Annotated in this window: 17 protein-coding genes and 1 tRNA gene; 11 read left to right on the forward strand and 7 right to left on the reverse strand. The window is 39.9% G+C overall.

Annotated features, from left to right (window positions below; all coding sequences use genetic code 11):
• Positions 1-29: 29 nt before the first annotated feature.
• Positions 30-1,091, forward strand: coding sequence for a bifunctional diaminohydroxyphosphoribosylaminopyrimidine deaminase/5-amino-6-(5-phosphoribosylamino)uracil reductase RibD (ribD, locus tag CVS89_RS02515; RefSeq protein WP_107848311.1), 1,062 nt, complete (start codon positions 30-32; stop codon positions 1,089-1,091).
• Here ribD and CVS89_RS02520 read toward each other — a convergent pair.
• The 3 genes from CVS89_RS02520 to CVS89_RS02530 form a co-directional block, all read right to left on the reverse strand.
• On the reverse strand, positions 1,088-1,951 hold the full coding sequence (locus CVS89_RS02520; RefSeq protein ID WP_103576132.1) for a VIT1/CCC1 transporter family protein: 864 nt from the start codon (positions 1,949-1,951) through the stop codon (positions 1,088-1,090). The genes ribD and CVS89_RS02520 overlap by 4 nt on opposite strands.
• Positions 1,952-2,011: 60 nt before the next feature.
• A tRNA-Leu gene (locus tag CVS89_RS02525) sits at positions 2,012-2,096 on the reverse strand.
• A gap of 48 nt (positions 2,097-2,144) precedes the next feature.
• Positions 2,145-2,447: a F0F1 ATP synthase subunit C gene (locus CVS89_RS02530; protein ID WP_004317263.1), complete on the reverse strand. Its 303-nt coding sequence runs from the start codon at positions 2,445-2,447 to the stop codon at positions 2,145-2,147.
• 206 nt (positions 2,448-2,653) lie between these two features.
• Between CVS89_RS02530 and CVS89_RS02535 the strand changes: the two genes are divergently transcribed.
• From CVS89_RS02535 to pckA, 7 genes are all read left to right on the forward strand, one after another.
• A complete protein-coding gene (locus tag CVS89_RS02535; RefSeq protein ID WP_107848312.1) occupies positions 2,654-4,000 on the forward strand; it encodes a sodium-dependent transporter in 1,347 nt (448 codons plus the stop codon).
• Complete coding sequence (locus CVS89_RS02540) at positions 4,000-5,331, forward strand: sodium-dependent transporter (protein ID WP_107848313.1); 1,332 nt, start codon at positions 4,000-4,002, stop codon at positions 5,329-5,331. The genes CVS89_RS02535 and CVS89_RS02540 overlap by 1 nt, the downstream gene beginning before the upstream one ends.
• Position 5,332: 1 nt before the next feature.
• Positions 5,333-6,685, forward strand: a complete 1,353-nt coding sequence (locus tag CVS89_RS02545; RefSeq protein WP_107848314.1) for a sodium-dependent transporter — start codon at positions 5,333-5,335, stop codon at positions 6,683-6,685.
• On the forward strand, positions 6,678-7,187 hold the full coding sequence (locus tag CVS89_RS02550) for a TRAP transporter small permease subunit (RefSeq protein WP_103601335.1): 510 nt from the start codon (positions 6,678-6,680) through the stop codon (positions 7,185-7,187). Before CVS89_RS02545 ends, CVS89_RS02550 begins: the two co-directional genes overlap by 8 nt.
• Complete coding sequence (locus CVS89_RS02555) at positions 7,187-8,575, forward strand: TRAP transporter large permease (protein ID WP_107848315.1); 1,389 nt, start codon at positions 7,187-7,189, stop codon at positions 8,573-8,575. The genes CVS89_RS02550 and CVS89_RS02555 overlap by 1 nt, the downstream gene beginning before the upstream one ends.
• Positions 8,576-8,697: 122 nt before the next feature.
• Positions 8,698-10,500, forward strand: coding sequence for a biotin/lipoyl-containing protein (locus tag CVS89_RS02560; protein WP_107848316.1), 1,803 nt, complete (start codon positions 8,698-8,700; stop codon positions 10,498-10,500).
• A 107-nt stretch (positions 10,501-10,607) separates the two neighbouring features.
• On the forward strand, positions 10,608-12,182 hold the full coding sequence (gene pckA / locus CVS89_RS02565) for a phosphoenolpyruvate carboxykinase (ATP) (protein WP_196376823.1): 1,575 nt from the start codon (positions 10,608-10,610) through the stop codon (positions 12,180-12,182).
• 542 nt (positions 12,183-12,724) lie between these two features.
• Here the strand turns inward: pckA and CVS89_RS02570 are convergent.
• The 4 genes from CVS89_RS02570 to CVS89_RS02585 all read right to left on the reverse strand — a co-directional run bounded on the left by CVS89_RS02570 (position 12,725) and on the right by CVS89_RS02585 (position 16,163).
• The gene (locus tag CVS89_RS02570) at positions 12,725-13,417 is read right to left on the reverse strand and encodes an aspartate/glutamate racemase family protein (protein WP_107791456.1); all 693 of its coding nucleotides are present in this window, start codon (positions 13,415-13,417) and stop codon (positions 12,725-12,727) included.
• A 165-nt stretch (positions 13,418-13,582) separates the two neighbouring features.
• Positions 13,583-14,938, reverse strand: a complete 1,356-nt coding sequence (locus CVS89_RS02575; protein ID WP_103645680.1) for a cation:dicarboxylate symporter family transporter — start codon at positions 14,936-14,938, stop codon at positions 13,583-13,585.
• An 11-nt stretch (positions 14,939-14,949) separates the two neighbouring features.
• Complete coding sequence (locus CVS89_RS02580) at positions 14,950-15,444, reverse strand: peptidylprolyl isomerase (RefSeq protein ID WP_107848318.1); 495 nt, start codon at positions 15,442-15,444, stop codon at positions 14,950-14,952.
• Between the two features lie 11 nt (positions 15,445-15,455).
• Entirely contained in the window at positions 15,456-16,163 is a 708-nt protein-coding gene (locus CVS89_RS02585) for a YebC/PmpR family DNA-binding transcriptional regulator (protein WP_012001371.1), read from the reverse strand.
• Positions 16,164-16,312: 149 nt separating this feature from the next.
• Here CVS89_RS02585 and CVS89_RS02590 point away from each other — a divergent pair, with 149 nt between their 5' ends.
• The 3 genes from CVS89_RS02590 to CVS89_RS02600 are packed head-to-tail and all read left to right on the forward strand — an operon-like array spanning position 16,313 to position 19,246.
• Positions 16,313-16,867 (forward strand): GNAT family N-acetyltransferase, encoded by a 555-nt coding sequence (locus CVS89_RS02590; RefSeq protein ID WP_107848319.1) that lies wholly within the window; start codon positions 16,313-16,315, stop codon positions 16,865-16,867.
• Positions 16,864-17,067: a heavy-metal-associated domain-containing protein gene (locus tag CVS89_RS02595; protein ID WP_004317198.1), complete on the forward strand. Its 204-nt coding sequence runs from the start codon at positions 16,864-16,866 to the stop codon at positions 17,065-17,067. Before CVS89_RS02590 ends, CVS89_RS02595 begins: the two co-directional genes overlap by 4 nt.
• Position 17,068: 1 nt before the next feature.
• Positions 17,069-19,246 (forward strand): heavy metal translocating P-type ATPase, encoded by a 2,178-nt coding sequence (locus tag CVS89_RS02600; RefSeq protein WP_107848320.1) that lies wholly within the window; start codon positions 17,069-17,071, stop codon positions 19,244-19,246.
• Positions 19,247-19,248: the final 2 nt, after the last annotated feature.

The following is a 19,248-nucleotide window of genomic DNA, read 5'->3' on the forward strand; positions in this document are numbered from 1 at the left end:
AAGGCTGGTGTGTTTTTAAAGAGGCATGGATGAACGACGAATTTTACATGGGTCTTGCTTTAAGCGAGGCTTGGAAATTTCAGATCCTGACCTATCCAAACCCAGCTGTTGGGTGCCTTATCCTTGATGAAAATGGGCAAATTTTATCTTGCAAGGCTCATGAAAAGGCTGGATATTTACACGCTGAGCCGACAGCGATACTCTTTGCGCTTTGCAAAAAAAGTGAAAAATTTAAAGATGTTTTTATAAAAGCGTATAATGCTAAATTTAGCTCTAATATAAAAGAGGGCGAATTTGGCCTTTTAGAGCCAAAATTTACCTATGAATTTATACTAAACAACCACTCAAATTTACTAAAAAATGCAAAAGCCTATGTCACTCTTGAGCCTTGCTCGCATCACGGTAAAACGCCACCTTGTGCAAATTTGCTAAAAGAGCTTGGCTTTAGCGAGGTGATAATTGGTAGCCACGATGAAAATAAAATAGCAAGTGGCGGCGCTAATTTACTTAAAAGCGCTGGAGTGAAAGTTAAATTTGGCGTTTTAAAAGAGCGCTGCGATAAGCTGCTTGAGCCATTTTTGGCATATCAAAATGGTGGATTTAGCTTTTTAAAAATAGCTCTTAGCAAAAATGGCGTGGCAAGTGGTGGCATCATCACAAATGAGCTTAGCCGCACGCATGTGCATAAACTTAGAAGCGTCATAGATACATTGGTGATCGGTGGCAACACAGTGCGAATAGACCGACCAAGGCTTGATACCAGACTTATAAAAAATGGCAAAAACCCAGACGTCATAATATACTCAAGAGGCGATAAATTTGATGAAACATTGCCACTTTTTAGCGTGCCAGATAGAAAAGTCAGTATTCAAAAAGAGCTTGATCTAAAAGGTCTTACGATGTTTGAAGGAGCTGGCGAGTTTTTAAAACTTGCAAAAGAGGGCAAGCTGGCAAATGTAAAGTGGCTACTTATCTATCAAAGCTCAAATTTCAAAATGGGTGAAAATTTGAGCTTTGATCTAAATTTAAAACCACTTTTTAGTGGGAATTTCGGAGATGATAGCTACGGCTGGTTTGAAATTTTGGATTAAATATCTAGTCCAAAATAGTGTTTTACCAAGAAGCCGATGCCAAAAGATATGATCGCAACGCCAAAAGTTATCACACACATCTCAATCACTCTTGGTAAAAATTTAAGCTCCTTTGCCACGCTTATATAAAAGTTGTAAGTGATGATGGCAACCAGTGCAAAGAAAAACATCGACAAGACGGCGTAAAGACCGCTTGTAAAGATAAAAAATGGAAGTATCAAAAATGCCGTTGTTATGATGTATGAACCGCCTGTGTAGAGCGAGTAGGTAAGCGGTTTGATCTCGTCGCTTGGATTTTCTTTTGATTCAAGATATGCTGAGCCAGCCATAGAAAGTGCAGCTGCCACGCCCATGATAAGGCCTGTTGCGCCAACTGATTTTGTATTTGAAAATGCAAGCGCGATACCGCTAAGTGTGCCTGTTAGCTCAACTAACGCATCATTCATGCCAAGCACGATACCACCAGCATTTACGAGCTTTGTGTCTTTTAGCATGGAGATTAGACTATTTTCGTGGTTCATCTCCTCTTCGTAAATATCACGAGCTTCAGGATATTCATCTACGATGTCAAGATAAAATTTCTCTGCATTTTCTTCGCGTGACTCCATAAATTTCAGAGTAAAAGATGTGCCAAAAATTTTAACAAGTATCGTATAGAAGATGACTTTGAATAAATTTGCGCTTCTGCTTTCGCCAGTTATCTTTTGACAAAAAGCATAGTGGCGCCTCTCTTCGGTGATTAATTTGCGAAGTATTTTTTTATTCTCATCGTCTTTTTCGCTAGCTTCAAGAAGTGAGTATATAGCGGCATCGTCTGCTTCATTTTGTAATTGTTTTAAAGCACGCTTTTTGTCTAACATAAAATTTTCCTTTTTTACAGCTTAGAAATTTAAGATTTTGATTTAGAAAGAGAGATAAGATGGTGCGATCAGCGAGACTCGAACTCGCACACCTAACGGCACTACCCCCTCAAGATAGCGTGTCTACCAATTCCACCATGATCGCAAAAAAGAACAAAAGCCCCAAAAGAGGGGCTAAATTTAAGCTTTACGCTTAGCCAAGCATTGGGTTTGCGTAAAGAACGATAAGTGTAATAACAAGTGCGTAGATAACTTGTGCTTCGATCATCGCAAGAGCGATAAACATTGTAGTCATAAGTTTGCTACCTACACCTGGGTTTCTAGCTGTTCCGCTGATAGTTGCAGCAGCTGTGTTACCCATACCTATAGCACCGCCAAGAGCTGCAAGGCCAAGGCCGATACCGCCAGCGATAACTGAATATGATCTGATCATCTCGCCGTCAGCGCCAAATGCAAATGCAGCAAGACCAAGAATTAAAAACACGATCTTTTTCATCGTTGCTCCTTTAAATTTTTAAAGCTCTTTCGGATCTGTCCCCTACTTAAACTTTATGAGCCGTAATATTACAAAAACAAAACTTTGTTTCAAATAAAAACACTAAAAATTTAAATTGCCTATAAAAAATTCTTGGCTTAGAAAAATGAAAGTTTTTTTATGCTATCTTTGAAAGAATTTAATTTATTCTTAATCTTAGGTTTTCAATGATAAACGAGAAATTTTCAAAGATAGGCTTTGTCCTTGCTATGGCTGGTTCTGCTGTGGGTCTTGGCAATGCCTGGAAATTTCCTACGATGGTGGGAAATAACGGCGGTTCGGCATTTATTATTTTATATTTGCTTCTTACATTTGCTATCGCGTTTGTGGCGTTTTTGGCCGAGCTTAGCATCGGCAAACTTGGCGAAAGCGACATCGTAAGCTCACTTTACAAGCTTGCTCCAAAAAATAAAAAAGCTTGGTCGCTCTCTGGCTTTTTCATGATCGGAGCGATACTTATAGCTTCATTTTATATGGTTGTTATTGGCTGGATATTAAAGTATATCTATCTTGGTTTTTCGCCACTTTTATCTGACACAAAAGCTGCAGGCGAGCAGTTTAACACGCTTTTATCAAATGATCTAAGCAGTGCCGTGCTATGCTTTAGCTTAGTCTTTTTGATGGTCTTTTTTGCCGTTTCAAAAGGCGTAAAAAGTGGCATAGAAAAGCTAAATATATGGATGATGCCAAGCCTTTTTGTCTTGCTAGTTTGTATGCTTTTTTACGCGCTTAGTATGGGAGATGGCTTTGTGAAGGCGGCTAAATTTTTATTTGTACCAAATTTTAGTGCGATCACGCCAGATGTTATCTTGCAGGCTCTAGGCCTTGCGTTTTTCTCGCTATCTATGGGCGTTGGTGTCATACCAACATACGCTGCAAATTTACCAGAGCGCACAAATTTAATAAAATCAACTCTCTCTATCATCTTTATAAATATCTTAATAGGCATTATGATGGGGCTTGTTGTATTTACCTTTATATTTGCTTATGGGGCTGATAGCACGGCAAGTGGTCCGGGCCTTATCTTTATCTCGCTTGTCACGCTTTTTGCAAAGCTTGGCATCGTTGGCAACGTCATGGCGGTAGCATTTTTTGTATCGCTCTTGTTTGCTGGCATTACGAGCGCAGTTTCGATGATCGAGCCTTTTGCTTATTATTTGGTTAGGAAATTTGAAATTTCAAGAAAGATGGCGCTTCTTTACATCGGCGCCTTTGTCTATATCTTGGGCATCTTTTGCATACTTTCATATTATTCAGACACATCAAGTGCTTTTAGCGTTTGTGGTAAGCCATTTTTTGACGCGCTTGACTTTCTCACATCAAATATCATGATGCCAATAGGTGCTATCGTATTTAGCTTTTTTGTTGGCTATAAGCTTAAAAAAGAGAGTTTGTATCTGCTCTTTGGCGAATTTATGGGAAGAGCATTTTTTGAAATTTGGTACTTTTTCTTAAGATATGTCGTGCCAGTTGCCATTTGTGCGATAATGATCTACCAGATGGCAGGTAAATAATGGCAGAGAGATTTAGTAAAATTGGCTTTGTCTTATCGATAATTGGAGCGGCCATCGGCCTTGGTAATGCGTGGAAATTTCCATACATGGTTGGCAGTAACGGCGGTTCAGCATTTATCCTTATATATCTATTTTTTGCCTTTGCTGTTGGTCTTAGCATATTTTTTGCTGAGATGGCGATGGGTAAAATTTCACGCCTTGATACGGTTGGAGCGTTTAAAAGCCTAGCTACAAAAGGGGCAAGCTCTTGGAAATTTGCCGGTATTATCATGGTGACTGGGCTATTTATCGCTTCGTTTTACACGCTCATCATTGGCTGGGTTTTAAAATACGTCATTTTAAGTCTTAGCGAGCTGCCTAAAGATATGGCAAGCTCAGAGACGCTTTTTGTAAATTTCACTTCAAATGGCATAGGTGAGCAAATTTTATACTTTAGCATCGCATTTTTTGCCTACTTTTTCATACTTACAAAGGGTGTAAAAAGCGGCATCGAGCGCATAAATGTCTATCTTATACCAGCTCTTTTTATCTTGCTTTTGCTTATGCTTGGCTACTCTTTTGGCATGGAGGGCTTTGATAAGGCGGCTAAATTTCTACTAGTACCTGACTTTTCAAAGATAGATCAAGCAGCTGTTTTAAACGCTCTTGGACTTGCTTTTTTTACGATGTGCGTTGGTATCGGCTGCATCCTTACCTACTCATCAAGTCTAAGCGATGATACAAATTTATTTACCTCTTCGCTCTACGTCGTCTTTGCAAATATCATAATAAGCGTCATCATCGGCCTTATCGTCTTTACATTTACATTTGAGTTTGGCTCAGAGCCATCAAAAGGCGCAGGGCTTGCTTTCATCTCGCTACCAACGCTATTTGCTAAGCTTGGTTTGCTTGGAAATTTCTTGGCATTTACATTTTTTATATCACTATTTTTTGCTGGTATCACCTCGGTCATCTCGATGGTTGAACCGTTTATATTTTTCTTAAGCAAAAGCCTAAAATTTAGTAGAAACAAATCGATCTTTATCGTTGCTTGCGTGGTCTATATCTTAGGAATTTTATGCGCATTAAGTGGCACAAGCGAATTTAAAGATGCGCTTACATTTTTTGGTAAAGGCTTTTTTGACCTGCTTGATTATCTCAGCTCAAACATCATGCTCCCACTTGGTGGCATCTTGTTTGCTATCTTTGTTGGCTACTTTATGAAATTTGAGCTTTTAAAAGAGCTATTTGTGCCTTATATGGGCAAGGTTGTATTTAAAATTTGGTATTTTTTAATTAGATTTGTGGCTCCACTTTTAGTTCTGGTGGTGTTAATAAGGGAGATCTCATAATATGGCAAAAGAACAATTTTCTAAAATAGGCTATGTCCTAGCAGTCGCTGGATCGGCTGTCGGACTTGGCAATGCATGGAAATTTCCATACATGGTTGGTGAAAACGGCGGTTCGGCGTTTATTATCCTATATCTTTTGATAACTTTTCTAGTCGGCGTGCCTATTTTTATGGCAGAGCTTAGTATCGGCAAGCTTAGCGAGAGTGACAGTGTAAATGCTTTTAGAAAGCTAGCAGCTAAAAATAAAAATTTATGGCAGCTGGTTGGAATTTTAGCCATGGTGACAGCAGCCATCATCTCATCATACTATATCGTGATCATAGGCTGGGTCTTTAAATATTTCACGCTCTCATTTACTGGCCTCCCAAGCGATATAGATAGCTCAAAGGCGATATTTAACGAGCTGCTCACGCATGGCCTTGGCGAGCAGACACTTTACTTTGTTATAGCATTTGCAGCTTGCTTTTTCATCCTATCAAAAGGCGTAAAAAGTGGTATAGAGAAGCTAAATGTTTGGATGATGCCAAGCCTATTTATCATGGTTTTGATCATGCTTTTTTACTCTATGACGATGGATGGCTTTTCTAAATCAGCCGAGTTCTTACTCATCCCTGACTTTAGTAAAATTTCGTTTAACTCACTCTTGCTAGCTCTTGGACTTGCATTTTGGACGCTATCTCTTGGTATGGCAGCGATCATTACTTATTCAGCTAGCCTAAGCGACGATACAAATTTGGCCACTTCAACGCTTAGTATCGTTTTTATAAACATCGCGCTTGCTATTATGATAGGTCTTGTTATTTTTACCTTTATATTTGAATTTGGAGCTACTCCGTCTCAAGGTCCAGGACTTGTCTTTATCTCGCTACCAACGCTCTTTGCTAAGCTTGGTGTGATAGGTCAAATTTTAGCGGTGGCGTTTTTTGCTGCACTTATCTTTGCTGGTATCACTTCAGCGATCTCTATCGTTGAGCCATTTGTATTTTTCTTGATCAGAGAGTATGGCATGAGCAGGAAAAAAGCGCTTTGCATAGTTTGTGCTGGGATTTTTATATTAGGATTTTTATGTCTTTTATCAAATATAGAAAATGTTGGCGATAAATTTATGATATTTGGTAAAAATTTCTTTGACTTCCTAGACTTTACCGCTTCAAATATCTTGCTACCAATTAGCGGTATCGGCGGGGCGATATTTGTAGGATATTTTATGAAAAAAGATGCTTTATATGTGCTATTTAGCCCATATATGAGTGATTTTGTATTTAATGCTTGGTATTTTTTACTAAGATATGTAGCGCCAGTTTGCGTGCTCATCATAATGATAAATGAACTATTAAAGGTTTTTAATGGATAAGATTGAGAGATTTTTTGACAAGGCTGGCGATATAGTCGGCTATATTTGTATGTTTATTATGGCTTTGATGATAATAGACGTATTTTTTAACGTTGTGGCAAGATACTTTTTCTCTTACGGCAACGTTGCATTTCAGGAGCTTGAGTGGCATTTTTTTGCTGTGATATTTCTACTTGGCATGAGCTATGCCCTAAAAGAGGACGCACACGTCAGAGTTGATATCTTTTATGCTAAATTTTCGCCAAAAAACAAAGCACTTGTAAATATGCTTGGCACTGTATTTTTTGTCATACCATTTGCGCTTTTGGTTTCAAATTTATCATTTGGATTTGTAGGAGATGCTTATAGCTCCGCAGAAGCTAGTGCTGATCCAGGTGGTCTTACTCACAGATGGATCATAAAAGCGATGATCCCTTTTTCATTTTATGTGCTTGTGTTTTTTGCGATCGGCTTTTTTATAAGAAATTTCAATCTTTACAAAAAAGCTAAAAAGGGGGAATAATGGCTGGTTTGATAATGTTTATAGCCGCACTATTGATGCTTGGCATTGGCTTTCCAGTGGCATTTACCTTTGGTGCGGTCGCGATGATATTTGGCATGGTTGGCAGCGTTGTAGAGAGCCTTAGCGATGGCGACGGGCTACTTGGCAGTATAGAAGTATTTAAAGATATGTTTAACTTCATGCCATATAGGATTTTCTCTATCATGGAGAGTAGAATTTTCATAGCAGTTCCACTCTTTGTCTTTATGGGCGTCGTGCTTCAAAAGTCAAAGCTAGCTGAGAGACTACTTGAGAGCATGGGTATGCTATTTGGAGAAATCAGAGGCGGTATCGCTATTAGCACCATTTTGGTTGGCGCGCTTCTTGCAGCATCAACTGGCGTCGTAGGAGCTAGCGTCGTTGCTATGGGCGTTATAAGCTTACCTGTAATGCTAAAGTATAAATACGACCAATCCCTTGGTTGTGGCACGATATGCGCTGCTGGTACGCTTGGTCAGATCATCCCTCCCTCTATCGTGCTTATCATCTTGGGCGATATCTTTTCAGTGCCAGTTGGCGAGCTTTTTCACCAAGCTGTTGTGCCAGGACTTACGTTGGTTGGGGTTTATATAGTTTATATTTTGATAGTTGCTTATCTTAAACCAGAGGTCGCTCCTATTGTAAAAGATGAGAGCGGCGTTAGTAAATTTAAGCAGATCGTTAGAGCGCTAATTGCGATCTTTCCTCCACTTTTACTAGTTATTTGTGTGCTTGGCTCTATCTTTGCAGGTATCGCTACACCAACTGAAAGCTCAGCATTTGGCTGCGTGGGTGCTATCATCCTGGCAATGTTTTATAGGACATTTTCATTTTCTATGATGAAAGAGGCTTTGGCTGAGAGCGTGAAAACTACAGCTCTAGTCTTTGCCATACTTGTTGGCGCGACTGCCTTTTCTATGGTCTTTAGCTACACTGGAGGCGATGAGATAGTTGAAAATTTCATGACAAATTTACCAGGCGAGAAGTGGGGCTTTATCATCTTTAGTATGGCTGTTATCTTTGTGCTTGGCTTTTTTATCGATTTTGTTGAAATTTCATATATCGTGCTTCCTATCTTGGTGCCAATCGCCGCAAAACTAGGCATAAATCCAGTCTATCTAGCGATCCTAGTTGCTATGAATTTACAAACTTCATTCTTGACGCCGCCATTTGGATTTAGTCTATTTTTCTTAAGATCAGTCGCACCTGCTGAGATAAAAACAGCTGCTATTTATAAAGGCGTGGTGCCTTACATCATCATCCAAGTAGCAGTTTTAGTCTTTTTCTGCGTATTTTTAATGGAGATAAAGCCGGTGCTAGATGCGAGCCACGGCGGATTATTTAACTTCTTACTCTCACTTTTTAAATGATATAAAAGTTTTTGGTTGTAAAATACCAAAAGCAAGCGAAATGGCTAATTTGAGTTTCTGCCCAACTTAGCCATTTTTTATGACCGCTTTTTAGTAAATTTATAAATTTAATGAGGTGAAATATGGCAAAGAAATTTATCGATGTTATGGATACGACCTTTAGAGATGGCTTTCAGTCGGTTTATGGCGCTAGAGTGCTTATGAACGACTTTTTGCCCGCGCTTGAAGCAGCCAAAGAGGCTGGCATAGAGCATTTTGAATTTGGCGGAGGAGCGAGATTTCAAAGCCTTTATTTTTACCTAAATGAAGACGCTTTTGCGATGATGGATAAATTTAGAAGCATTGTAGGACCAAAAGCAAACCTTCAAACCCTAAGCAGGGGCGTAAATACCGTCACACTTGACACCGGTAGCCGCGAGCTGATCGACCTTCACGCAAAACTTTTCAAAAAACACGGAACTACTACTATTAGAAATTTTGACGCACTAAATGATGTTGAAAATTTAAAATATTCAGGCGAAAGGATCGCTCATCATGGGCTAAAACACGAAGTTGTCGTTACTATGATGGACCTGCCAAGTGGCTGTGTGGGAGCTCATGACGTTAAATTTTATGAGAAAATTTTAAGAGAAATTTTAGATGCAAATATCCCTTATCACAGCGTTTGCTTTAAAGATGCAAGTGGCACAAGCAGCCCACAAAAGGTCTATGAAACTATAAAAATGGCTAGAAAGCTACTCCCAGAAAAAACTCATATCAGACTTCACACACATGAAACCGCAGGCGTAAGTGTAGCTTGCTATCTTGCAGCGCTTGAGGCTGGTGTTGATGGCATAGATCTAGCCGCAAGCCCAGTAAGTGGTGGTACAAGTCAGCCAGATATCCTAACCATGCTTCACGCAGTAAAAGGCAAAAACTACGATCTTGGCGGACTTGACGTGGAGAAAATTTTAAAATACGAAAGCGTTTTGAATGATTGTTTAAAAGAGTATTTCTTACCGCCTGAAGCTGTGCAAGTAAGCCCGCTCATACCATTTTCACCGATGCCTGGTGGCGCGCTCACCGCAAATACCCAGATGATGAGAGATAACAACATCTTAGATAAATTCCCAGAAGTCATCCTTGCTATGCGCGAAGTGGTGCAAAAGGGCGGATACGGCACTTCAGTAACCCCTGTTAGTCAGTTTTACTTTCAACAAGCATTTAATAATGTAATGTTTGGCAAGTGGAAAAAGATCGCTGAGGGATACGGCAAAATGGTGCTTGGCTATTTTGGCAAGACCCCAGTTGCACCTGATAAAGAGATCATTAAGCTTGCTAGCGAGCAGCTAGGACTAAAACCAACTACAAAACACGCAGTTGATATAGCTGATAAAGATGAGAGCAAGTCGCTTGCACATGTAAAAGAAATTTTAAAACAAAATAAGATCAAAGTTACCGAAGAAAACGTCTTTATAGCAGCAGCTTGTAAAGAAAAGGGCATCGCGTTCTTAAAAGGCGAAGCCAAAGTAAATGTAAGAAAAATCGATCCAAATGCCAAAGCAAACGAGGGCAGACAAACTCAAAGTGGCAGATATAGCGTCGTCGTAAATGGTAGTCGCTACAATGTCGAAGTAAGCGAAGGTTTTAACGACAGCATCCAAGTAAAATCAATCACTGAAGTTGAAGGCAAGAGCGTAAAAAATGCCAAAAGCGCAGTAGCAGGCGCAACAGAAAACGATATCGTCGCAAGCTTGCCAGGCGCTGTGCATAAAATTTTAGTTAGCGTAGGAGACCATGTCAAAAAAGGTCAGGCCATAGTCGTGCTTGAAGCGATGAAGATGGAGATAGAGGTTAAAGCTCCAAAAGATGGCATCATAGGCTCTATTGAGGTTAGCAAAGGTCAAAGTGTCGCAAACAATCAAGTGGTGGCTAAATTTAAATAAATTTTGCCACTTTTAAAAAGATAGTGTTAAGCGAAATTTGATTAACATTTTGATGACTTTTAGGTCAGAATTTATAAAGAAACGAAAATTTAAAAGGAAACAACATGATAAATAAACTAGACGAGCTAGGTCTAAAAGAGATCAAAAAGATAAATCACAATCTAAGCTACGACGAGCTTTTTGAGCTTGAAAAGGCAAACAACGAGGGCAGAGTCTCAAGTAACGGCACATTTATGGTTGATACCGGCATTTTTACAGGTAGAAGCCCAAAAGATAAGTACTTTGTCAAGCAAGATCCAAGCCAAAAATACATCGCTTGGGGCAAGATAAATCAGCCTATCACAAAAGAGCTTTTTGACAAGCTTCTTAAAAAAGCAAAAGATCAGCTAAGTGGTAAAGAAATTTTCATCCAAGATGCATTTTGTGGAGCTAGCAAAAAGAGCCAAAAATCAGTCCGCTTTGTCACTGAAGTAGCGTGGCAAGCGCACTTTGTAAAAAATATGTTCATCCGCCCAAGTGAAGCGGAGCTGGCTAAATTTGAGCCTGATTTTGTAGTATATAACGCTTGCAAGACAAAAAATGAGGACTACAAGGCTGACGGGTTAAATTCAGAGGTCTTTGTCATCTTTAACGTCGAGGAAAATGTCGCGGTGATCGGCGGCACATGGTATGGCGGCGAGATGAAAAAGGGCATTTTTTCTATGATGAACTACTGGTTGCCACTTGAGGGCAAGCTAAGTATGCACTGCTCTGCAAACGTAGGCGAGAAGGGCGATACAGCGCTATTTTTTGGCCTATCTGGTACTGGTAAAACGACACTTTCAACCGATCCAAAACGCAAACTAATAGGCGATGACGAGCACGGCTGGGACGATGATGGGGTGTTTAACTTTGAGGGTGGCTGCTACGCAAAATGTATCAACCTTGATCCAAGCAGCGAGCCAGAAATTTACGCAGCGATCAGGCGTGATGCGCTACTTGAAAACGTTGTGGCTGACGAAAATGGCGTGGTTGATTATAAAGATGGCTCAAAGACTGAAAACACACGCGTGAGCTATCCGATCTATCACATCGACAACTACGAGCCAAGCTCAAGCGCTGGCCATCCAAAAAACATCATCTTTTTAAGTGCTGACGCTTTTGGCGTGCTTCCTCCAGTTGCAAAGCTTACAAAAGAGCAGGCGATGTATTATTTTTTAAGTGGCTACACAGCAAAAGTTGCTGGCACAGAGCGCGGTATAACTGAGCCTATCGCTACTTTTAGCGCTTGCTTTGGCGAGCCATTTATGCCACTTCACCCAACCGTCTATGCAAAACTGCTTGGCGAGAAGATCGATAAACACGGCGTTAATGTCTATCTTGTAAATACAGGCTGGAGCGGCGGTGCTTACGGCGTTGGCAAGCGTATGAGCATAAAAGCAACACGTGCTTGCATAAATGCGATCCTTGATGGCAGCATCACAAAATGCGAATTTGAAAATTTTGATAAATTTAACTTCGCTATCCCAAAAGAGCTTGATGGTGTAGAGACAAAACTGCTAAATCCTATAAACACATGGACACATCCAGCTGAGTACAATATTTCACGCGACAAGCTTGCTAAAATGTTTGTTGAAAATTTCAAACGCTATGAAGATGTAAAAGAGGGCGTTGAGTACGCAAAAGCTGGCCCAACAGCTTAATTTATAGCCTTGCGGGAACTTGCCTGCAAGGCTTTTTAAATTTAAACTATCAAATAGTAAAAATTTTAGAGCTATAAAATATAGCTCTTTTTCAAATTTCTAATATAAAATTTAAAACATTTTGCAAAATAGCTCGGTCAAATTTAACGAGACTTTCTAAAACTTTTTCATCAAAAAAATTACTCTTTATAAGCCTGAAAAATTTAATCGCCTGACATCAGAAATTTTAATACAAGTGGTCCTTTGTAGCTAGAGCTAAAATTTAGTCAAAATGCACCAGTTAAATTTAATGCAAAATAATCTATTTCACTAGACTTTCTAAAGCTTCTCGCTATAAAACCACACTTATTAAGCAGCTCTAAAAATCACCCATTAGATATCAAAAATTTTTAATATAAGCAATCTTTGTAGCTAGAGCTAAAATTTAGCCAGAACACTCCAGCTAAATTTGATATCAAATTTCTACTATAAAAGTCGCTGTTGTATTTAGTGTAAGTTGTAGTTAAAACAAAAATTTAGCCAGGTATCTGGCTAAATTTACATCAAAATACTCTCTTTTCTAGTCCAAATTCTACGCCAGCTTTTGCTAGCTCAAATGTCGCATCTATAAATTTATACTCGCTGCTGATAAATGGTAAAAATATCGGTATCTCGGTGCAACCTGCGATATAAACGTCAGCTTCAATATTTGAAAGCACTTCGTAAAATACTGGCACATACTCTTCTAGCTTGCCAGCTTTGACGCCTTTGTAGATGCACTCCATGATGACATCTTGCGTTTCTTTGCTAAAATCCACGCTCTTTAGCCCGCGCTCTTTTAAAATTTGATCATAAACGCCAGCCTTTTTTGTGCCACTTGTTGCGATGACAGCGATATTTTTAGCGTGCGGATATTTCTTTTGCAAGGCATCTACTGTAACTTTTGCAATGTGCAAAATTTTCACTCCAGCCTCTTTTTCGATGCTTGGAGCAAAGTAGTGAGCTGTGTTACAAGCCATTAGCATCGCCTCGCATCCTGCATTTTTTAAAAGTTTAGCACTTTGAATCAGCTTTGGAAGCGGACTTTCTCCCTCACCCATGATAAATTTTGTCCTATCTTCTATCTGTGCGTATGAGTCGATAACGATGTGTAGGTGCTCTTGATCGCAAGTTGCTGGGGTTATATCGATGATCTTCTTGTATAAATCAGCCGTGGCAAGTGGTCCCATGCCGCCTATGATGCCTAATGTCTTCATAACTCCTCCAAATTAAAATTTTCAATAATTATAATATTAGTTTCTATATTTAAAAATAAAATTTCTAAATTTTCATTGGGTATTGTAAAAATAGGGGGTAAGCACTTTAAGTTTTGAAGTAAATTTTAAGATAAAAAGGGGCGATTTGCCCCTTAAAAAATTCTATTATGAGTGGAAGTGAAATTCGTCTGGATGATCTAGTGCGTATCTAAATTTCTCCATATCGACCTTTTTATCCCAGATAGATACGATCATGCAGCCAACGGCATTACCGCAAAGGTTACCAACAGCACGCATCTCTGACATAAATTTATCAACGCCAAGTAGCACAGCCACGGTGACGACTGGTATGCCAGTGCTTGGGAGTGCGCTTAGTGTGCCAGCAAGGACGACAAAGCCAGATCCTGTAACGCCAACCGCGCCTTTACTTGTGATCATTAGCACGATTAAAATGCTTATTAGGTGCTCAAAGCTTAGCGGGATATTAAAGGCTTGCGCTAAGAAGATGACGCTTAAGCTTAGATAGATGTTGGTGCAGTCAAGGTTAAATGAGTAGCCAGTTGGGATGATAAGGCCAACTGCGCCTCTATTTATGCCAGCTGCTTCTAGCTTTTGCATAAGTGGTGCAAGAGCTGTCTCGCTCGAGCTTGTCGCAAAAACGACCAAGACCTCTTTTGAGATAAAGCGCATAAATTTAAAGACATTGACTTTAGCAAAGTAGCAAATGACACCAAGCACGACAAAGATGAAAAAGCAGCTTGCAAGCGCCATAACTACAAGAAGCTCCATCATGCCAAGAAGCGTTCCGATGCCAAATTTACCAATCAAGTAAGCCATCGCTGAAAAGGCCGCCACTGGGCTAAATAACATAAGCCAAGTAAGAAGCTTTAAGACGTAGTGCTGGATAAATTCAAGCGGTTTTAGACAAGCTTGCTTTTTATCATGAGCAAGTAGCGAAAGCACGATGGCAACGACTATCGCCATGAAAAGCACTTGAAGTGTGTTTGATTTTATAAATGGATCAAGTATATGCACGTAAGGGAAGATGTCATCCACTGGCACAGCGCCTCTTAAAAGATGAAGCGTATGTACTAAAAAGCCGCTATTTGCGTCCATGTTGCCAGCTTGAGATGTAAATTTAGCCACACTTGAGGCGTCAAGCTGGGTGTAGTCAAGGTTCATGCCATGTCCTGGACGAAGCGTCTCGCCAAAGATGATACCAACAGCAAGAGCAAGCGTGCTAACTATCTCAAAGTAGATAAATGCCTTAAGCCCGATGGTGCCAAGATCTTTTAGGCTCTCAAGTCCGACGATGCCTGAGACGATTGTTAAAAAGATGATAGGGCCGATTAAAATTTTAAGGGCTTTTATAAAATAATCAATACCTGGCTTGCTCGCTATGCCAAGCTCAGGTGCGACCATACCGACGATAACACCGCCAACTATACCTATCACGACCCAAATGGCGAGATTGGTAAATAGCCTCACAAAGAGACTTTTTTGCGTTTTTGCACTATCCATAAATTCCCCTTTTATAGGCTCTGCTTGATCTCTGCTGAGAGGATCTTGTCGCCTTGCCTGATAGCATCAAGTACCTTTAAGCCCTCATCGTCAGCGCACTTTCCAAAGACTGTATGCACGCCGTCAAGATGAGGTTGCTTGCTGTGGCAGATGAAAAACTGCGATCCGCCAGTGTCGCGACCTGCGTGAGCCATGCTAAGGCTGCCACGCTCATGCTTTACCTTTTGATTATCGCATTCGCATTTTATCCTCCAGCCAGGACCACCTGTGCCTGTGCCATTTGGGCAGCCACCTTGGATGACGAAATTTGGTATAACTCTGTGAAAATTTAGGCCATTATAAAAGCCTGTTTTTATCAAATGGACAAAATTTGCAACAGCTTGCGGTGCATCCTCGGCAAAAAGCTCAAGTTTGATATCGCCTTTTTCTGTCTTTAAAACCGCAAATTTATCTTTTTTTAGTTCGTCTAAATTTATATCATAAACTTTTAACTCATCAAAACACATGTTGCTCCTTTTTACTCGATATTTGTATAAACTGCTTGGACGTCATCGTCGTCTTCTAGCTTGTCAAGAAGTCTCTCGACCTCAAGCATTTGCTCTTCATCTAGGCTCACGGTTTGATTTGGCAAGTACTGAAGTGAAGCTTTTTTAACTACTAAATTTAGCTTCTCTATGCCTTCATGAAGTGTGCCAAAATTTGCGTAATCGCCATAAACAAATAGCGCATTTTCGTCTTCTTCGATGTCGCTTAGTCCGTAATCAATCAGTTCAAGCTCGATCTCTTCGATATTAGCACTTGGCTTTTCAAGCTCAAAAACGCTCTTTCTTGTAAACATAAAGCTAAGGCTACCACTTGGCAAAATTTCTCCGCCATTTTTGCTAAATATCGCCTTGACGTTTGCGACCGTTCTTGTTGGGTTGTCAGTCGCGCACTCAACGATGATTTGCACGCCGTGAGCTGCTTTGCCGTCATAAAAGATAGTCTTGATATCAGCACTATCTTTGCCATTTGCTCTTTTTATAGCCGCATCGATGTTATCTTTTGGCATATTTTCAGCTTTTGCTGCTGCGATGGCTGCACGAAGTTTTGGGTTCATATCTGGATCACATCCGCCATCTTTTGCCGCTACTGTTATAGCCTTTGCAAGTTTTGGAAATACCTTGCTCATCTTATCCCATCTAGCTTCTTTTGCTGCTCTTCGGTACTCAAATGCTCGTCCCATAAATATCCTTAAATAAATTTTTTACGGATTATAACTAAAAAAATTTTATACTTTTTTAAAACATTTTTAGTTTGCCTGCTAAAGCGCTTAATTTGTAAATTTGAAAAAATATTTGGTAAAAATTTAAGCTAAAGGCATATAATCATGCCATGATAAAAAATGCTCAAAAACAAGATGCAAAAATCTGCATAAAACTACTAAATTTAGCGATGGAGGATATCGCCTACAAGCTAAGTGGCTACGACGATCCTGCAAAAAGCGATGAAATTTTGGAGAATTTTTTTAAAAGCGAGACAAATAGACTTAGCTATAAAAATGTCTATGTCTATAAACGTGACGACGTGATCATCGCTGCGATGTGCGCTTACTTTGGCGGCGACACAGCTAAGCTTGATAGAGAAATTTCACAGCATCTAAAGGCACTTGGCAAAGACGCTAAGGTAGAAAAAGAGTGCTTTGATGATGAGTTTTATATAGATAGCATCGCTGTGGATGAGAAATTTAGAGGCCAAGGTCTTGCAAAAGAGCTTATCCTGCACTCATTTGCCAAAGCAAAAGAGCTAGGACATAAAAAGGTCTCGCTGATAGTTGATGTAAATAAGCCAAAAGTTCGTAAATTTTACGAGAGCCTTGGCTTTAAATTTAACACCAAAAAGATCATAAATTTACACGAATACGACCACATGATAAAGGAGATAATATGAAAACATTTGAGGTAAATAACGTGCATTGCCAAAACTGCGCAAATACTATAAAAAACGCACTTGAAGATGACTTTGGCGAGATAAAAGTCGATCTTAGCAAAGAGCCAAGGCAAGTAAGCCTTGATATAAAAGATGGCGATGTAGAGAAATTTAAATCAGAAATGGCTGATCTGGGATTTGACGTTATAAAGGAGCTTTGATATGCCTTTAAAAGTCAAGCTAAATATAGCGGGAATGAGCTGTGTAAATTGCTCAAACGCTATCGAGAAAGTTTCTAAAAAGATAGATGGCGTGCTTGAAGCAAATGTAAATTTCGCAAACGCAAGCGGTGAGTTTGTCCTAAAAGACGCCAGTGTGCGTGAAGTTTTAGAGCAAAAGATAAAGAAGCTTGGCTACTTTGTGGCGACAAATATCGATGAATTTGAAGCCAAAAGAGACGAGCATATAACCTCGATAAGAAACAAATTTATATTTGCATTTATAGCAAGCATCGTGATAATGGCGCTTGAGATGTTTGCACCTCACAATATGCTAGTAAATTTACTCATGCTAGTTTTAGCATTTTTGGTGCTAGTTTTTAGCGGCAAAGACTTCTTTGCTCACGCCATAGAGGCTGTCAAAAACAAAAACTATGATATGAACGTACTTGTAGCTCTTGGAAGCGGCAGTGCATTTTTATACTCGCTTTTTGTTGTGATCTTTTCAAATTTCATCCCAGATGATCTAAAAAACGTCTATGTCTCGGGCGTGGCGATGATCATAGCTTTTGTTTTGCTTGGCAAGTACCTTGAAGAGCGCTCAAAGGCAAAGGCTGGCGACTATCTAAAGACGCTACTTAAAATTTCACCAAAGACCGCCTTTTTGGTCATGCCAGACGGGCAGAGTAAAGAGGTAAATGTAAATGAGCTAAAAGTAGGCGATATCGTCATCGTAAAAAATGGCTACAACGTCCCAAGCGACGGTGTGATAGTCCAAGGTGGCGCCGAGATCGATGCTTCGATGCTTACAGGAGAGAGCTTGCCTGTTTATAAAGAGGTAGGAGATAGCGTATTTGCCGGCACTCTAAACACAAATGGCTACATAAGCGTCAAGGTGACAAAGAGTTCTTACGAGAGCTTACTATCTCAAATTTTAAGCTTGTTAAGCGACGCTAGCTCCAAAAAGATGCCTATCGGACGGCTGGCTGATAAGATAGCAAACATCTTTGTGCCAAGCGTCGTGGCGATATCTGTGCTTACATTTTTAATATGGATAATTTTTAGTGGAAATTTCGCCTATGCAATCTCTTGCGCGATCTGCGTGCTTATCATCTCATGCCCGTGCGCACTTGGTCTTGCCACGCCAATAGCAATAGTAAGCTCCCTCGCGCGTGGCGCGAAGGCTGGAATTTTGGTTAAAAACCCAGAAGTTTTAGAGCTTATAAAAGATGCTAAATTTGTAGCATTTGATAAAACTGGCACGCTAAGTAAGGGGCTAATCAGCGTCAAAAACTCAAATTTGAGTGAAAAAGAGTTAGAGCTAGTGGCATCTGCTGAAAATTTAAGCGAGCATCCGATCTCAAAAGCGATCGTAAGATATGCAAAACAAAATTGCATAAATTTACAAAAGCTAAATGGCAAATTTCAAAACGTAGTTGGTCAAGGCATCGTCTATGAAGATGAGAGTGAAAAGATAATAATAGGCAACGAAAAACTGCTCGCAGCAAACGATATCTTGCTAAATGAAGCTGATAGTAAAGCGATAAAAGAGGCTACAAGTGATGGAAGTGGCGTCATACTTTGCGCAGTCAATCAAAAATTTAGCGGCTTTTTAACGCTAAGCGATGAGCTAAAAAATGAAGCAAATAGCGTTATAAATGAGCTTTCAAGGTTAAATTTACAAAGCGTGATCCTATCAGGTGACGATAAAAAAGTAGTGGCAAATATCGCTAGCAAGCTAAATGTGAGCGAGTACTACGCAAACATGCTACCTGAGGATAAATTTAACAAAGTAAAAGAGCTAATGAGCCGAGGTGGCGTGATCTTCGTGGGAGATGGTATAAACGACTCGCCATCGCTTAAAGAAGCAAGCGTTGGCATCGCTATGAACTCAGGCTCAGACATCGCTAAAGGTGCTGGCGATATCGTGCTTGTAAAAAATGACTTGCGTGGCGTGAGCGGGCTTGTAAAGCTTGCAAATGCGACTATTGCCAACATAAAAGAGAATTTGTTTTGGGCATTTATGTATAACGCCATTTGCATACCAGTGGCTGCTGGCGTGCTCTATCCGGTATTTGGACTGCTTCTAAGTCCAGTTTATGGCTCGATGGCGATGTGCTTAAGCTCAGTTACTGTCGTGCTAAATGCGCTTAGACTTAGATATTTGAAGCTTAAGGATTAAAT

The organism is Campylobacter concisus (assembly GCF_003048615.2).
In the GTDB taxonomy this organism is placed as follows: Bacteria; Campylobacterota; Campylobacteria; order Campylobacterales; family Campylobacteraceae; genus Campylobacter_A; species Campylobacter_A concisus_C.